The organism is Rhodococcus sp. SG20037 (assembly GCF_031763325.1).
In the GTDB taxonomy this organism is placed as follows: Bacteria; Actinomycetota; Actinomycetes; order Mycobacteriales; family Mycobacteriaceae; genus Rhodococcus_F; species Rhodococcus_F qingshengii.
Genome location: NZ_CP134497.1, coordinates 3,430,001 through 3,445,485 on the forward strand (window position 1 = coordinate 3,430,001; position 15,485 = coordinate 3,445,485).

At 62.8% G+C, this 15,485-nt stretch carries 14 protein-coding genes; 3 read left to right on the top strand and 11 right to left on the bottom strand.

The window, feature by feature from the left end; translation table 11 throughout:
- Positions 1–502: 502 nt before the first annotated feature.
- Entirely contained in the window at positions 503–1,780 is a 1,278-nt protein-coding gene (gene tyrS, locus RHP72_RS15795) for a tyrosine--tRNA ligase (RefSeq protein ID WP_007736194.1), read from the bottom strand.
- 19 nt (positions 1,781–1,799) lie between these two features.
- Positions 1,800–2,408 (bottom strand): DNA-3-methyladenine glycosylase, encoded by a 609-nt coding sequence (locus RHP72_RS15800; RefSeq protein ID WP_311093578.1) that lies wholly within the window; start codon positions 2,406–2,408, stop codon positions 1,800–1,802.
- 86 nt (positions 2,409–2,494) lie between these two features.
- Between RHP72_RS15800 and RHP72_RS15805 the strand changes: the two genes are divergently transcribed.
- Genes RHP72_RS15805 through RHP72_RS15815 form a run of 3 tightly spaced genes read left to right on the top strand, consistent with a single transcriptional unit; the run spans position 2,495 to position 4,595 of the window.
- Entirely contained in the window at positions 2,495–3,229 is a 735-nt protein-coding gene (locus tag RHP72_RS15805) for an ABC transporter ATP-binding protein (RefSeq protein ID WP_007736198.1), read from the top strand.
- A complete protein-coding gene (locus RHP72_RS15810) occupies positions 3,226–3,981 on the top strand; it encodes an ABC transporter permease (RefSeq protein ID WP_003944033.1) in 756 nt (251 codons plus the stop codon). The genes RHP72_RS15805 and RHP72_RS15810 overlap by 4 nt, the downstream gene beginning before the upstream one ends.
- Positions 3,978–4,595 (top strand): TetR family transcriptional regulator, encoded by a 618-nt coding sequence (locus RHP72_RS15815; protein ID WP_030536723.1) that lies wholly within the window; start codon positions 3,978–3,980, stop codon positions 4,593–4,595. Before RHP72_RS15810 ends, RHP72_RS15815 begins: the two co-directional genes overlap by 4 nt.
- Here RHP72_RS15815 and RHP72_RS15820 read toward each other — a convergent pair.
- The 9 genes from RHP72_RS15820 to argJ form a co-directional block, all read right to left on the bottom strand.
- The gene (locus RHP72_RS15820; protein ID WP_003944045.1) at positions 4,592–4,798 is read right to left on the bottom strand and encodes a Trm112 family protein; all 207 of its coding nucleotides are present in this window, start codon (positions 4,796–4,798) and stop codon (positions 4,592–4,594) included. The two genes, RHP72_RS15815 and RHP72_RS15820, sit on opposite strands and share 4 nt — an antisense overlap.
- A gap of 39 nt (positions 4,799–4,837) precedes the next feature.
- The gene (locus RHP72_RS15825) at positions 4,838–7,819 is read right to left on the bottom strand and encodes an acyl-CoA synthetase (RefSeq protein WP_007736206.1); all 2,982 of its coding nucleotides are present in this window, start codon (positions 7,817–7,819) and stop codon (positions 4,838–4,840) included.
- A gap of 170 nt (positions 7,820–7,989) precedes the next feature.
- Positions 7,990–9,432 (bottom strand): argininosuccinate lyase, encoded by a 1,443-nt coding sequence (argH, locus tag RHP72_RS15830; RefSeq protein ID WP_311093579.1) that lies wholly within the window; start codon positions 9,430–9,432, stop codon positions 7,990–7,992.
- 3 nt (positions 9,433–9,435) lie between these two features.
- Complete coding sequence (locus tag RHP72_RS15835; RefSeq protein WP_007736221.1) at positions 9,436–10,635, bottom strand: argininosuccinate synthase; 1,200 nt, start codon at positions 10,633–10,635, stop codon at positions 9,436–9,438.
- Positions 10,636–10,682: 47 nt separating this feature from the next.
- Complete coding sequence (locus tag RHP72_RS15840; protein WP_007736224.1) at positions 10,683–11,162, bottom strand: arginine repressor; 480 nt, start codon at positions 11,160–11,162, stop codon at positions 10,683–10,685.
- Positions 11,159–12,109, bottom strand: a complete 951-nt coding sequence (argF, locus tag RHP72_RS15845) for an ornithine carbamoyltransferase (protein WP_064075615.1) — start codon at positions 12,107–12,109, stop codon at positions 11,159–11,161. Before argF ends, RHP72_RS15840 begins: the two co-directional genes overlap by 4 nt.
- Positions 12,106–13,305, bottom strand: a complete 1,200-nt coding sequence (locus RHP72_RS15850; RefSeq protein WP_003944100.1) for an acetylornithine transaminase — start codon at positions 13,303–13,305, stop codon at positions 12,106–12,108. Before RHP72_RS15850 ends, argF begins: the two co-directional genes overlap by 4 nt.
- Positions 13,302–14,225 (bottom strand): acetylglutamate kinase, encoded by a 924-nt coding sequence (argB, locus tag RHP72_RS15855; RefSeq protein WP_007736229.1) that lies wholly within the window; start codon positions 14,223–14,225, stop codon positions 13,302–13,304. The genes RHP72_RS15850 and argB overlap by 4 nt, the downstream gene beginning before the upstream one ends.
- A complete protein-coding gene (gene argJ / locus RHP72_RS15860) occupies positions 14,222–15,472 on the bottom strand; it encodes a bifunctional glutamate N-acetyltransferase/amino-acid acetyltransferase ArgJ (protein WP_064444684.1) in 1,251 nt (416 codons plus the stop codon). The genes argB and argJ overlap by 4 nt, the downstream gene beginning before the upstream one ends.
- Between the last annotated feature and the right edge of the window lie 13 nt (positions 15,473–15,485).

The window sequence follows — 15,485 nt, forward strand, 5'->3', positions numbered from 1 at the left end:
AAAAAACTCAACTAGCAAAAAATGTGTCGGCAACCATTCAGACGGAAGAATGAACAATCACCGACGAAAAATACTCACACCCCAAACATCAGAACCGAAACCCGAAGGCCCGGAACATAATCCGACATGCGAAGTACCAAAAAAATTTGGCACTGACATTCATCGACACACTGTTGAGTTCTCAAAGAACACGCACACACCATCACTTCAACCAGGTTGAAAGCTCCGGGGCAAGGGTTACAATCTTAGCTTGTTCGCTCCAGGGAAGCAAGTTCCCGCTGAGCGTGATTGTCTCCGACTTCGTCCAACCGCGTTTCCCCGGCCTGTCGGTCGGGGTTGGTGTCCGTGTCGCTCTGACTTGGACAAAGTTACGCGAATGAAAACTGAGCGTCAAACGTGCAGGTCGCAGATGTTCGACAGGTTAAATCCGCTGGTAGCCCGCCCGGAGGCGGGCCACCAGCGGCCACAGGAGCCCCGCAAGACAACTGTGACCCCACACACGTCAGTTTGGAAGGATTCTCACGCCGGCGAAGTTGCGCTTTCCGCGCCGGACGACCAACCAGCTGCCGTGAAGCAGATCGGATGCGGTGGGCTCCCAGTCGTCGGCCGACACCTTCTGGTTGTTCACCGAAGCACCGCCCTCTTTCACGGCGCGTCGAGCGGCCCCCTTGCTCTCGCACAAGCCGCTCGTCACGAGCAGATCGATGATCGTGCGCGGCTCCCCCGGCGCCAATTCGCTGACCGATGCTTCTTTCAGCGCCGCGGCTAGCGTCGACTCGTCGAGTTCCGCCAGCTCCGCCTTGCCGAACAACGCCTGACTGGCGAGCTCGACAGCACGGGTGTTGTGTTCCCCGTGAACCAAGGTCGTCATCTCCGCGGCAAGTCGCTTCTGCGCTTCTCGCGCATGCGGCCGCTCCGCTGTTGCAGTCTCCAGCTCCGCGAGTTCGTCCGCAGTCAGGAAGGTGAACCAGCGCAGGTACTTGATCACGTCGGCGTCGCCAGTGTTCACGAAGTACTGGTACCAGGCGTACGGGCTGGTCATCTCGGGGTCGAGCCACAAACTTCCGCCACCGGTCGACTTTCCGAACTTTTTGCCATCGGCCGAGGTCACCAGCGGAACCGTCATTGCATGAACGCTCTCACCGTCGACACGACGGTTGAGTTCGACGCCGGCAATGATGTTGCCCCACTGATCGGACCCGCCGACCTGCAGAGTGCAGCCGAGATCGCGTCGCAAGTGCAGGTAGTCGTTGGCCTGGAGCAGCATGTAGCTGAACTCGGTGTACGACATCCCGTCCGACTCGAGACGACGCTTCACGGTGTCACGCGCAAGCATGACGTTCACGGAGAAGTGTTTACCGACATCACGCAGGAAGTCGATGGCCGACATCTTGCCGGTCCAGTTCATGTTGTTCTCGATGACCGCGCTCGTCGGCGAATCGTCGAAATCCACGAATCTTTCGAGCTGACCACGGATGCGACCTGCCCAGTCCGCGACGGTATCGGCGGAGTTCATCGTCCGTTCCCCGACGTCACGGGGGTCTCCGATCAGGCCCGTTGCACCGCCGGCAAGAACGATCGGGCGGTTGCCGGCGCGCTGAAACCGCTTGAGCGCGAGGAGCGGAACCAGGTGACCTGCGTGCAGGCTCGGTCCTGTCGGGTCGAAGCCCGCATACAACGTGACCGGTCCGGCCTCGAGATCTTTACGCAAAGCGTCGAGATCGGTTGATTGGGCGATCAGCCCGCGCCAGGTCAGTTCGTCGAGAATATTCTCAGTCACGGACTCGATCATCCCATCTTCACGAAATGACCGGCGCTCGCGGGCTTCGGCGATACGCGGACACCGCCGGGGAGTCCGGAATCCAGAGGCGCCACGGGACCTCCGCCGCGGTGCTGACACCCACCCGCGGTCCGCTCACCCATTCCTTCGACTCCCCCAATTCGAGCCGAATCCGCGACGCCGGGTCGAACACGTCTGTTCCGTTGTCCCCCAGCGTGATTGCGGCGGAAGCGCCGAGATTACCCGGCCCTCTGGCCCATTGGTGAGACGGCCGGTCCGGCGATCTCCTTGCGGACACCACATCGTGGCCGGCTTCGATTTCGGCGGCTCGGAGCAGAACACCGCCCGCGACACCATCCGGGCCGTACGAGATGTTCATACAAAAGTGCATTCCATAGCTGCGGTAGACGTAGAGACGCCCCGCCCGCCCGAACATCACGCTGTTCCGCGGCGTTCTCCCCCGATACGAATGTGCTGCCGGATCCGGCCATGGCCCGTCCTTCTCCCCTCCGTACGCCTCGACCTCGACGATCCTCAGCGAGATGTCGTCGACGGTCAGGGTCGAGCCGAGAATTGTCAGGCCCGCTTCCAACGGGTTCTCCACATTTTCCAAGGTCTCGATGCTCACCCTTCGATTGTGCCCACGCCGTTGACTCATCGGTCGGCCGAGTCGCATAATTCAACAAGTGATGAATTATTGAAACGAGGCGAACCGTGACCACAACGCCGGCAATAGATATCCGCGGACTACGAGTCGTTCGCGGCAAGCACGAAGTTCTTCACTCGCTTGACCTGCAGGTATCAGCAGGATCGATCACCGGACTGCTCGGCCCGTCCGGCTGCGGCAAGACAACCCTGATGCGCGCGATTGTCGGAACACAGATCGTCGAAAGTGGTGAGGTCAGAGTGCTGGGCGATCTCGCCGGTTCCGTTGCTCTTCGCCACCGGGTCGGATATGTCACCCAATCCCCCAGCGTGTACGGCGACCTGACGGTCACTCGAAACGTCCAGTACTTCGGCGCTCTTTACGGCAAGTCCGGCGCCGACGTCGCAGCAGCGGTCGACGCCGTCGGATTGAGCCGATACGCCGACCAGACCGCCGCCGATCTGTCTGGTGGTCAACGCGGGCGAGTCTCGCTGGCTTGCGCGTTGGTGGCGTCACCTGATGTGTTGATCCTCGACGAACCGACCGTCGGCCTCGATCCGGTGCTTCGCGTCGAATTGTGGGAACGATTCGCTGACCTTGCTCGCAGCGGAACCACCCTGTTGGTCTCCAGCCACGTCATGGATGAGGCCGACCACTGCGCTGAGCTGATCCTGATGCGAGACGGGCACCTCCTCGCTCAACTCACACCCGATGAATTGCGCGCCAAAACCAGATGTGAACGGCTCGAGGACGCCTTTCTCGAGCTGATTCGGACTTCACCCGTCGGAGGCGAAATATCATGAGCATCAGGATCTTCGGTGCTACGACCGTACGCATTCTGCTTCAGCTCCGCCAAGATCACCGCACGGTGGCCATGATCTTGTTGGTCCCGTCGTTACTGATGATTCTGCTCTATTTCCTCTACCAAGACGTCCCGACGCCACCCGGCCAGGTTTCGCTCTTCCAACGAGTGGCGATCACGATGTTGGGAATCTTGCCGTTTGTCGTCATGTTCCTGGTCACGTCCATCGCGATGCAACGCGAACGCAGTTCAGGAACCCTCGAACGCCTGCTCACCACACCGATGGGCAAACTCGACCTTCTCGCCGGATACGGGGCGGCATTTTCGCTCTCCGCCGCCGCTCAGGCAGCCCTCGCGTGCGCGGTTGCTTTCGGATTCCTCGGACTCACCATCGCCGGCAGTCTTGCCTGGGTCATCGTCATTGCAGTTCTCGGCGCAATACTGGGCGTTGCGCTAGGCCTGTTGGCCAGCGCATTCGCGAAGACCGAGTTCCAAGCGGTGCAATTCATGCCGGTAGTTGTGGTTCCACAGCTCTTCCTCTGCGGACTCCTGGTACCGCGCGACCAATTGCCGACCTGGCTCGAATGGATCAGCAACGTCCTCCCCTTGAGCTACGCCGTCGACGCACTTCAGCAAGTGTCGATGCATGCCGACGCGACGGGTCAGATGTGGCGTGATCTCGCCGTCATGGCGGGCTTCGCCGCCGCCGCACTCTCGCTGGCCGCGGCCACACTCGATCGCCGCACTCCATGACCGACAAGGACACGAGTCCTGCACCGATTCGTTCGGGGCGACGACCGGGCAAGTCGGAGACTCGCGCGCAGATCCTCGATTCGGCGCGACGGGCGTTCTCCCAGAACGGTTTTCGACGAACAACCGTTCGATCGATAGCTGCGGCCGCTGACGTCGATCCGGCTATGATTCATCACCATTTCGGGAGCAAGGAGCAGTTGTTCACCGCTGCGATCGCGCTACCGATCGATCCAGCAAAGGTACTGGGACCGGTTCACACCTCCCCGACCGAAAACCTCGGCGAAAGCCTTCTCCGGGCGGTGATCGGGCTATGGGATTCGGAACACCAGCCGGCGATTCTGGCGGCTTTTCGATCAGCCATTTCCGGCGACGGATCGCAGTTGATCCAGAGCTTTCTGCTCGATGTCGTATTGCGCGACATCATTCCGCGGGTGGACACACCACCTGGTACCGGCTTGATCAGAGCGGAATTGGTGGCATCTCAGATGGCCGGACTGCTTGTCACGCGATATGTGCTCGGACTCGAACCACTCGCATCATTGAGCGTTGACGCGTTGGTACCGCTGGTGGCGCCGAACCTCCAGCGGTACCTGATCGGTGAATTACCGATCTAGCCTTCAGCCCGCGCGAGCAACTTCTCGTGTTCGTCGTCCGCTACATCGCGTGCCTCGTCGATCAACAGAACGGGAATGCCGTTCTCGATCGGGTAGGCACGTCGCAGGCGCGGGTTGTAGAGCAACTCGTCCCCGACCAGCAGCAGCGGGCCTTTGTCCTGGGGGCAGGCCAAAATGCTGAGCAACGTCGAATCAATAGCCACGTGTGTCCTCTCGAACCGATCAAACAGAATGTCCTCAGGCTACCGTGCTCCGGTGCTCACCCTCGTCGGCATCAACTGCGCGGCAATTGCCTTGGTCAGCCGCTTGTACGACTGCGACTCGGAATCGAGGAACCAGGTCCGTGGCCCCGGCGCCGGCAATCCGGCCGCAGCCAACGCAGTGGAGCTCGGACGGTACGACGAACCCACCGGGATCTCGTCAACCACGTGCACGATATCCGGACGAGCGTCGAAAGCGATGCGCGAGAGGGCCTCTGCAAGCTCGGCAGAACGGAACTGCCGCCCCGGACGCCATGTCACGGCAGCGACCGCGAGCTGATGCGGCGCGTCACCGACTCCGTATGCGACGGCAAGATCCACCCGCGCCACACTCGACAACGCGTCGACGATCGGCTGGGTGAAGACGGGACCGCGGACCGTGGAAATGACCGTGTTCTTGTGGTCGATCAGCCAGTAGTCGCCGTCGGCGTCCCGGCGGAAGAGATTTTCGGTGGGAATCCACGAATCGCCGGCTTGGAAGAGACCTCGCATGGCTCCGCCCGAGAGATCGGCGGTGAATCCCGCGCGCCCGAGCAGCAATCCGACCTCGTCTTCGGCGCACTCACGGACAAATCCGTTTCCGTTCTCGAGGAGCCGACCACTCAGCGGGTCGTATGCCGCCAACCGCACCTGCGCGCTACCCGGCAGTGGGCGCCCCTTGGAACCAACTTTGGAGCCTGCAACATTGGCAAGAATCACGTCGCCTTCGGTCGACGCATAGAACTCGAGTACCTGCGCGGGGTCGAACGCCTCCGTTGTCCGCTTCCACAGACCATGGGGCATGCCCGAACCGATGAACAGGCGGACCGGATGACTACCGTCGATGAGAAGAAGATCCTCGTCGAGTATCTCGCGCATCATCGACCACGTGTAACTCACGACCGTCACGCCGTAGCGGTGGATTTCCTCGACGAACCTCGCGGGGTTCAGTCCACGTGAGAGCGCAATGCGTGAGCCACCGGCCATGGCACCACCGATGGTCGCGAGCAGACTCGACGAATGATGGAGTGGTGCAAGGCAGTACACGGTGTCACCGCGATCGAGATCTGCCGCCGTGGCCGTGCCGAAGGCCGACAGTGCCCACCGGTAGTTGGTGATCTGCTTGGCCTCGAGCACACCGCCGGATTCCGCAAAGATGATGAAGGCGAGTTCGCGGGCGACACCGGGATCCGGTCGGTACCACCCGGGCAGATTGACCTTCGTCGGATCGATTTGTTCGAGATCGATCACGTCGTGTGACGGATCCACCTCGAGGCCACGGGCATCGCCGCCGCCGAGCACCAGTACCGGCCGACCGGTAACCACTGCAGCATCGACGTTTTCCGGATCGGTGATGATCCGATCGACCGACCCCAGCTTGACCGCCGCCGTGATGTCGGAGCCTGGCGGAAGCATGACCGCGACGGCACCAAGTCGCGACAGGGCCGCGATGGCCGCGAGTGCGCTGGGGCGGGTCTCCATCAGGACACCGACATGCGCTGCCGGACGCACTCCCACGGAGATCAATCCACGCACGACATTGTCGATACGCGCGTTGACCGCTTCATAGGTGTGCACGCGATTGTCGAAGAGGAAGCACTCGCCGTTCGGCGCCTTTCGACGCTGCTCCGCCAGCAACTGGCTCAGCGAGATCTTGGTGTGCGGCTGAATCTGGTTGAGTCGAGCCAGACGTGGCAACGCTCGTGCCGCTTCTCCCGACAATTCGAAAGTGCCGCGCAACGCACCGGCGGCAAGGTCACTGATTCCCTTGGTGACTCCTGCACCTACTTCAGCGACCGAGGCGACGGTGTGGATGATCCGATTGCTGATCGACACACCGGTCTGGTCTTCGAGGTCGGCGCCGTAGACCATGTTCGCGATACGGTCCGGGAGGGGTCCACCCGTCTCGGTCCACTGTACGAATTCACCGGTGGTCGGCCAGGTGTGATTGGCCGCGGTGGAACCGACAACCAAACCGAAATGGCCTGCACGCAAGGTAGATTCGTAGACCTTCGCCCGCGGAGCGGCTTGACTGATGCCTCGAACCGCTTGCGGCTGGCCGATGTCGTCGACCTCACCGACGAATGCCAGGATGGGGCAGGTGATCTCGGCGAGCGAGACCAATTGATCCTTGATGACGAACCCACCGGTCATCATTCGGTTGTGCACGATGAACTGCTTGAGCAGTTCGGCTACCGCGGGCCCCGACCACGCGACCCAACCCTCGGTCGCGAGGAAGCGGCGTTGCTGCTCCCGCGGAAGCAACGCCTCACGGTCGTGCAGTTGAAGCAGAAAGTCGACGCGCATCTTCAGCGTCTTCACGGGATCGAGCAACTGGAACCCGGTACGGGCCATCCACCCGGTGACCGCCAGGCGATTGAAGACGTGATCGGCGAGGAAATCTGCACCCTTGGTTGCCAATCCCGCCGGGATGCCGAAGGGTAGCGCGGCGAGTGTGTCGACCGGACTGCCGAAGGTGATGACGCTGGCGATGTTTCGACTACGCCGATACGCGGCAGCCTGATAGGCGAACATGCCACCCTGCGAATAACCGGAGATGTGAACATCTTTTCCGGTGTGACGGTGGATGTGATCGACGATGTCGCTGAGAGCGATGATGTGATCGGCGAGGTTACGATCCCAACCGCCCTCTTCGGAGTCGGGCGAACCGAAATCGACGACCCAGGGATCAAGGCCCATCTCGTGCAGAATTCCCACAGCGCCCTGGTCACGGGTCACGTCGTACACGTTCGCCGACATCATCATCGGCGGGATCAGCAAGATCGGTGCGCCGACGGTTTCCGGGTCACTGTCCGGGAAGTAGCGCCGTAGCCGATACATCGCTGCGCGTTCGACGATCTCGAACGGCGACGTGGTCGCATCCGTTTCCAGCCCACCCAACCGGACGACCTCGAGGCCGTTTTGTGCTGTCGCAACCACCCGACGAATCGGGCCCAGCACAGACTTGGAATTCAATCCCACCATTTCACTCCCAAGTTACTCACCATGTGACGTCAGTCTCATTTTTCCCGCGCGCGACAAGCCTACTGACGACGAATACGCGTACGCGGTCAGGGAGCAAATTCTGCTACCTGACCGCGTACGACCGAAGGACTACTGCCGAAAAGAGAGCGACAACACTCGTGACCGCGAGGTCACAGGGTCCATTCCCGCAGTGACTGCGCCACTGCTTTGACTCCGTCCAGCTGCTCGGCAACCCGCACCCCCGCAGTGCCGCCTCGCGCGTTGCGCGAAGCAATGGAACCCTCGACTGTCAGCACCTCACGAACAGCGGGTGTCAGCGCGCTGTCGACGCCGGCCAGCTCCTCGTCCGTGAGATCTTCGAGTCCGACCCCTCGTGCTTCGGCGACACGCACACACGCTCCGGCAGCCTCGTGGGCAACCCGGAACGGCACGCCCTGACGCACCATCCACTCCGCGATGTCGGTGGCCAACGTGAACCCTGCCGGAGCTAGTTCCGCCATGTGCTCGGTGTGGAACTCGAGCGTCTGCACCAGACCGGTGATGGCCGGGAGCAGCATCTCGAGCTGCGCAACCGAGTCGAAAACCGGTTCCTTGTCCTCTTGCAGATCGCGGTTGTACGCCAGCGGCTGAGCCTTGAGCGTCGCCAACAATCCGGTCAGGTTGCCGATCAAACGACCCGACTTACCGCGCGTCAGTTCCGAGACATCCGGATTCTTCTTCTGCGGCATGATCGACGATCCCGTCGACCATGCGTCGGCAAGCGTGATGTAGCCGAACTCCGGTGTGCTCCAGATGATGATCTCTTCCGCCATACGGGAGAGATCGACACCGATCATCGCAAGCACGAACGCTGCCTCGGCCGCAAAATCACGCGAAGCCGTTGCGTCGATCGAGTTCTCGGCCGAGCTGTCGAACTTCAATTCCGCTGCAATGGCTTCGGGGTCGAGACCGAGCGAGGAACCGGCCAGTGCACCGGAACCGTACGGGGACACCGCAGCTCGCACGTCGAAGTCGCGAAGGCGCTGCACGTCCCGCAACAGTGGATGTGCGTGAGCGAGCAGGTGATGCGCCAACAGGACCGGCTGAGCCGCCTGCAGGTGCGTCTTGCCCGGCATCACGGCATCCGGATGCGCCCCGGCCTGAGTCGCCAAAGCATCGACCACGTCGAGAACTCCGGTGGAGATGCGGCGGACCGCATCGCGAAGCCACATGCGGAACAGCGTGGCCACCTGGTCGTTTCGTGAACGTCCAGCACGCAGGCGTCCACCGACCTCAGGCCCGACACGCTCGATCAGACCACGCTCGAGTGCGCCGTGTACGTCCTCGTCCGAATCACTGGGCCCGAAGGCGCCACTGGCGACATCTGCCGCCAGACGGTCGAGACCGTCGAGCATTGTCACGAGATCGGCTTCGCTGAGCAGACCGGCCTTGTTCAGCACACGCGCATGCGCCTGCGACGCCCGCACGTCGTACGGAGCGAGGACCCAGTCGAAGTGAGTCGACTTGCTCAGCGCCGCCATGGCAGCGGCCGGTCCGGACTCGAACCGCCCGCCCCACAGCGCACCTTCGTTGGTGCCGTGTTTTTGAGCGTCTCCGTCACCGCGAGCCGTCATGGCTCAGAGTCCCAGATCGCGCTTCGCGGCGACCTTCGACGACAGACCGTGGATCTCGACGAAGCCCTTCGATGCGGACTGGTCGAAGCTGTCGCCCTCGTCGTACGTCGCGAGGTTGAAGTCGTAGAGCGACTCCGGGCTGCGACGACCGTTGACGGTGATGGCTCCACCGTGCAGGAAGAGACGGATGTCGCCGGTAACGCGTTCCTGCGTCTTGTTGACGAACGTGTCCAGCGCGTCCTTGAGGGGCGAGAACCAGAGGCCGTCGTAGACAAGCTCGGACCAACGCTGCTCCATCTGACGCTTGTAGCGACCGAGTTCGCGTTCGAGGGTGACGTGCTCGAGTTCCTGGTGTGCGGTGATGAGAACCATGGCGCCGGGAGCTTCGTAGATCTCACGGCTCTTGATGCCCACGAGACGGTCCTCGACGACGTCGAGACGGCCGACGCCCTGAGCGCCTGCGCGCTTGTTCAGTTCCTGGATGGCTTCGAGAACCGACACCGGGCGGCCGTCGATGGCGACCGGGCGGCCCTTGTCGAAGCTGATGATGAGCTCGTCGGGTGCGTTCCAGTTGACCGTCGGGTCCTGGGTGTAGTCGTAGACGTCCTTCGTCGGCGCGTTCCACAGATCCTCGAGGAATCCGGTTTCGACGGCGCGGCCCCAGACGTTCTGGTCGATCGAGAACGGCGACTTCTTGGAGACGTTGATCGGGATGTTGTTCTCTTCGGCGAAGGCGATGGCCTTCTCGCGGGTCCAGGCGTAGTCGCGGACCGGTGCGATGACCTGAAGGTCGGGTGCGAGGGCGCCGAATCCGACCTCGAAGCGAACCTGGTCGTTGCCCTTACCGGTGCAACCGTGCGAGACGATGGTGCCGCCGTGCGAGCGTGCAGCTTCGACGATGTGCTTGACGATCAGCGGACGGCTGATGGCCGAGACCAGCGGGTAGCGGTCCATGTACAGGGCGTTGGCCGCGATGGTCGGCAAGCAGTACTCGTCCGCGAACTCGTCGCGGGCGTCGACGACAACGGATTCGACTGCGCCGCAGTCGATCGCGCGCTGACGCACGACCTCCATGTCCTCGCCACCCTGCCCCAGATCGATGGCGACGGCGACAACTTCAGCGCCGGTCTCCTTACCGATCCAACTGATGGCAACAGAAGTGTCCAGCCCGCCCGAGTAGGCGAGTACGACGCGATCGGCCATGGTTTTTGTGCTCCTTCGGTTGAAAATCTCTATCAAAGAATAAGGGGTCAGGCGAGCGATTCGATCATGGCCGCGAGTTCCGCTCCGGAAAGCGGTTCCCGGGCCACTACGAAGATGGTGTCATCTCCGGCGATCGTGCCCACGATGTCCGGCATCGAGGACCGATCCAGTGCGCTCGCGAGGTAGTGCGCGGCTCCCGGCGGTGTCCGGAGGATCGCCATGTTGCCGCTGAAATCGGTGGAGACCAACAACTCACCCAACAGCCGTGAGAGGCGGTCGGTACCGCCGGCCACACCGCGTACCGGGTTCCCGTCCTCCGGCACCACGTAAACACCGGCGCCGCCGTCGGCGGCTCGCAGTTTCACCGCTCCCAACTCTTCGAGGTCACGAGAGAGAGTGGCTTGCGTCGCTTCGATGCCCTCGGCACCGAGCAACGCCGCCAACTCCGTCTGACTTCGGACGGGGTGCGCCGCCAGCAGCGCGATGATGCGCGACTGGCGACCGGCCCGAGTGGGAGCGACGCTCACGCCTGGTCCAGTTGGGTTCGCTGTTCCAACAGCCACACGAGCAACGCCTTCTGGGCGTGCAGACGGTTCTCCGCCTCGTCCCAGACGACGCTCTGGGGTCCGTCGAGAACCTCGTCGGTGACCTCTTCGCCGCGATGGGCCGGCAGGCAGTGCAGGACGACAGCCTTCGGATCTGCTTTTGCGAGCAGTTCCTTGTTGATCTGGAACGGACGGAAAGGTCCGACCCGATCGAGCCCGTCGTTCTCCTGACCCATCGAGGTCCAGGTGTCGGTGACCAACGCGTCGGCGCCGACGACGCCGGCCTGTGGGTCCTGCGTCAGGGTGATGGTCGCGCCGGTTTCCTCGGCGCGTTTGCGTGCTGCTGCCACGACCCAGTCCGCCGGTTCGAAGCCGGCGGGGCTTGCGATGGTGACGTCGATGCCTGCGGTCACTCCGCCGAGCATCAGCGAGTGAGCCATGTTGTTGGCGCCGTCGCCCAGGTAGGTCAGCTTCAGCCCCTTGAGCTCACCCTTCTGTTCGATCAGCGTTTGCAGATCGGCCAGAACCTGACAGGGATGAAATTCGTCGGACAATGCGTTGACGATGGGAATCGTTGCGCCCGTAGCCATTTGCTCCAGTCGCTTCTGGCCGAACGTGCGCCACACGACGGCATCGACGTAGCGGGAGAGAACGCGTCCGGTGTCCGCCAAGGTCTCTTCACGACCGAGTTGAGTGCTGCGCCCGTCTACGACGACAGCGTGGCCGCCCATCTGTGCGATGCCCATCTCGAACGAGAAACGTGTACGCGTCGAGTTCTTCTCGAAGATGACACCGACTCCGCGGGGACCCTCGAGCGGACGCCGAGCGAACGGGTCCTTCTTGAGAATCGCTGCGAGTTCGAGAACTTCGGCCTGCTGCGCAGGAGTCAGATCGTCGTCCCTGAGAAAGTGTTTCACCACGGTAGTCACTTCTCCCCCGGCTGGTCAGCCGATAGTGCGCTGTCGAAGATGGCAGGTAGTGCTGCCACGAAGGTTTCGGCCTGCTCGTCCGTGAGGATGAGCGGCGGCGCCAACCGGATCACTCCGGGTTGCGCTGCATTCACAAGGTACCCGGCTTCGCGCGCTGCGTTTTCCACCGCCGGCGCGACGTCCTCGGTCAGCACGACACCCAGCAACAGTCCTGATCCCCGTACGTGGTCGACCAACGGATGTCCCAGATCTTCGATGCCCGCCGAGATCGACTTACCCAAGCTGTCGGCGCGTGAGATCAGGTCTTCCGCTGCAATGGTTTTCAGCACGGCAAGTGCCGCCGCAGCACACACCGGATTGCCACCGAACGTCGTACCGTGCTTACCCGGTCCGAACAACTCGGCCGTTGCCCCGGTCGCGATGCAGGCGCCGATCGGCATTCCGCCACCGAGTCCCTTCGCGAGGGTGATGACGTCCGGGACGATGCCGACTGCCTGATGGGCGTAGAACCAGCCGGTCCGGCCGATGCCGGTCTGCACTTCGTCGAGCACGAGAAGTGCACCGCGCTCGGCGGTGATCCGCCGAGCCTCGACGAGGTATCCCTCGGGTGGCACCACGACGCCGCCCTCACCCATGATCGGTTCGAGGAACACAGCGGCGGTGTCGGAATCGACGGCCTGCTCGAGTGCCTCGACGTCGCCGTACGGCACGAACTCGACACCGGCGGGCATCGGTTCGAACGGCGCCCGCTTGGCCGGCTGACCCGTCAGAGCGAGTGCCCCCATCGTGCGACCGTGGAAGGAGCCTTCGGCTGCGATGATCTTCTTCCGGCCGGTGGCGCGAGCGAGCTTGAAGGCAGCCTCGTTCGCCTCGGTACCGGAGTTGCAGAAGAACGCGCGCCCGGTGACGTTGCCGAGATGAGCGAGCAACTGCTCCGCCAACTCGACGACCGGCTCGCTGGCGTACAGGTTGGAAACATGGCCGAGTGTCGACAACTGAGTAGTGACGGCTTCGACGACGGCCGGATGTCCGTGTCCGAGGATGTTGACCGCGATTCCGGCCAGGAAGTCGACGTACTGCTTGCCGTCGGCGTCGGTGAGTACGGCGCCGTCACCGCGGACGAGAGCAACCCGGGGTACGCCGTAATTGTTCATCAGCGAAGCGGACCACCGCTGCTGCAGATCGATCGTGCTCATGAGATAGCTCCCTGCTGGGGACCGGCGACCGAGGAACCCGGCACGACCATCGTGCCGATTCCTTCACCGGTGAAAAGTTCGAGTAGGACTGAATGTTCGAGCCGACCGTCGATCACGTGCGCCGACGGCACACCTCCGCGCACCGCGCGAAGGCAGGCCTCCATCTTGGGCACCATGCCGGCGTCGAGACTCGGCAACAACTGGGCCAGGGCGTCGGTGTCGATTTCGGTGGCCAGTGAGGCTCGGTCCGGCCAATCGGTGTACAGGCCCTCGACGTCGGTGAGGACAACGAGCTTCTCGGCACCGATCGCCTCGGCCAGTGCTGCAGCAGCGGTATCGGCGTTGATGTTGTGGACGACACCGTCGGCGTCGGGTGCGATGGTCGAGACGACCGGAATACGTCCTGCCGCAATGAGATCGAGTACCGCGTCTGGGTTCACGGTGGTGACGTCCCCGACCAGCCCGATGTCGGTCTGCTCCCCCTCGACCGCAACAGTGCGTCGAGTAGCGGTGAACAGGTGCGCATCTTCACCGGAGATACCGACCGCGTAAGGACCGTGCGCGTTGATCAAGCCGACGAGTTCACGGCCGACCTGACCGAAAAGCACCATCCGCACGACGTCCATCACCTCGGGCGTCGTGACCCGGAAACCACCGCGGAACTCACCCTTCATGCCAAGGCGTGCCAGCATCGCGTTGATCTGCGGGCCACCGCCGTGCACGACGACGGGATGGATGCCGACAGTCCTCAGGAACGCCATGTCGGCGGCAAATGCCGTTTTGAGCGTCTCGTCGATCATGGCGTTTCCGCCGTACTTGACCACGACCACCTTGTCGCGGAATCGCTGCAGCCACGGCAGCGCGTCGGCAAGGACATGCGCTTTCTGATGCTCGCTGATCACGGGATACGTCTCGGTCATGACGAATACGCCGAGTTCTCTTCGACGTAAGCATGCGAGAGGTCCGTGGTGCGAATGCTCACGGACTCGTTGCCGATTCCCAGATCGATGTCGAGTTCGATGTCGATCCCACTCAGGTCCACCTCACGCGCCCCCGGAGCACCGACGCCGTCGATGCAGACGGGACTCCCGTTGAAGGACACACTGATTCGATCGGGATCGAGCTCGATGGGAGCGATACCCACTGCGGCGAGAACGCGACCCCAATTGGGATCGGAACCGAAAAGCGCTGTCTTGACCAGGCTGTCGCGGGCGATGGTCCGGGCGCCGATCAACGCATCGGACTCGGACGCCGCGCCGCGAACCGTCACCTTGACCCGCTTGGTGACACCCTCGGCGTCTGCCATCAACTGATCCGCGAGATCATCACACACGGCCAGCACTGCGGCGTTCAGTTCGTCCTGCGTCGGCGTGACACCGCTGGCGCCGGAGGCCAACAGGAGCACTGTGTCGTTGGTGGACGTGGCGCCGTCGACGTCGAGGCGATCGAAGCTCAGGTGGGTGGCGGCGCGCAGAGCAATATCGAGCTGCTCGGCCGTTGCGACAGCATCGGTCGTGACGACGCACAGCATCGTGGCCAGCGCAGGCGCGAGCATGCCTGCGCCCTTGGCCATTCCGCCGACGTTCCATTTGTTCGCGTGGTGCAGCGACGCCTGCTTCGGCACGGTATCGGTGGTCATGATCGCGTATGCCGCGTCGGTGCCGCCGGAGATTCCGCCGGCCAGTTCGTGCACTACCTCGGTGACACCGGGGATCAGCTTGTCCATGGGCAAGCGGTCACCGATAAGTCCGGTCGAACAGACAGCGACCTCGATCGCGCCCGTCTCGGTGCCCCAATTACTCAGTGCCGAAGCAACTTCCTCGGCAGTCTTGTGTGCATCCTGGAATCCACCCGCGCCCGTGCAGGCGTTCGCGCCGCCCGAGTTGAGCACCACCGCGCGCAGCTTGCCCGTCGTCAGGACCTGCTGAGACCAGAGCACCGGAGCTGCCTTGACCTTGTTCAGGGTGAAGACGCCGGCAGCGGCCAGATCGGGTCCCTCGTTGAGCACCAATGCGAGGTCCGACTTGCCACTCTTCTTGATACCGGCAGCAATTCCGGCACCGCGGAATCCGGCAGGTGCGGTGACGCCCTGCGTGCGGAGCAGACGTCCCCCGGCGACGTGAACCACGTCTGCAACGGTCGCGTCAGGCTCGGTTGCGTTGTCGATCTGCTGCGGATTG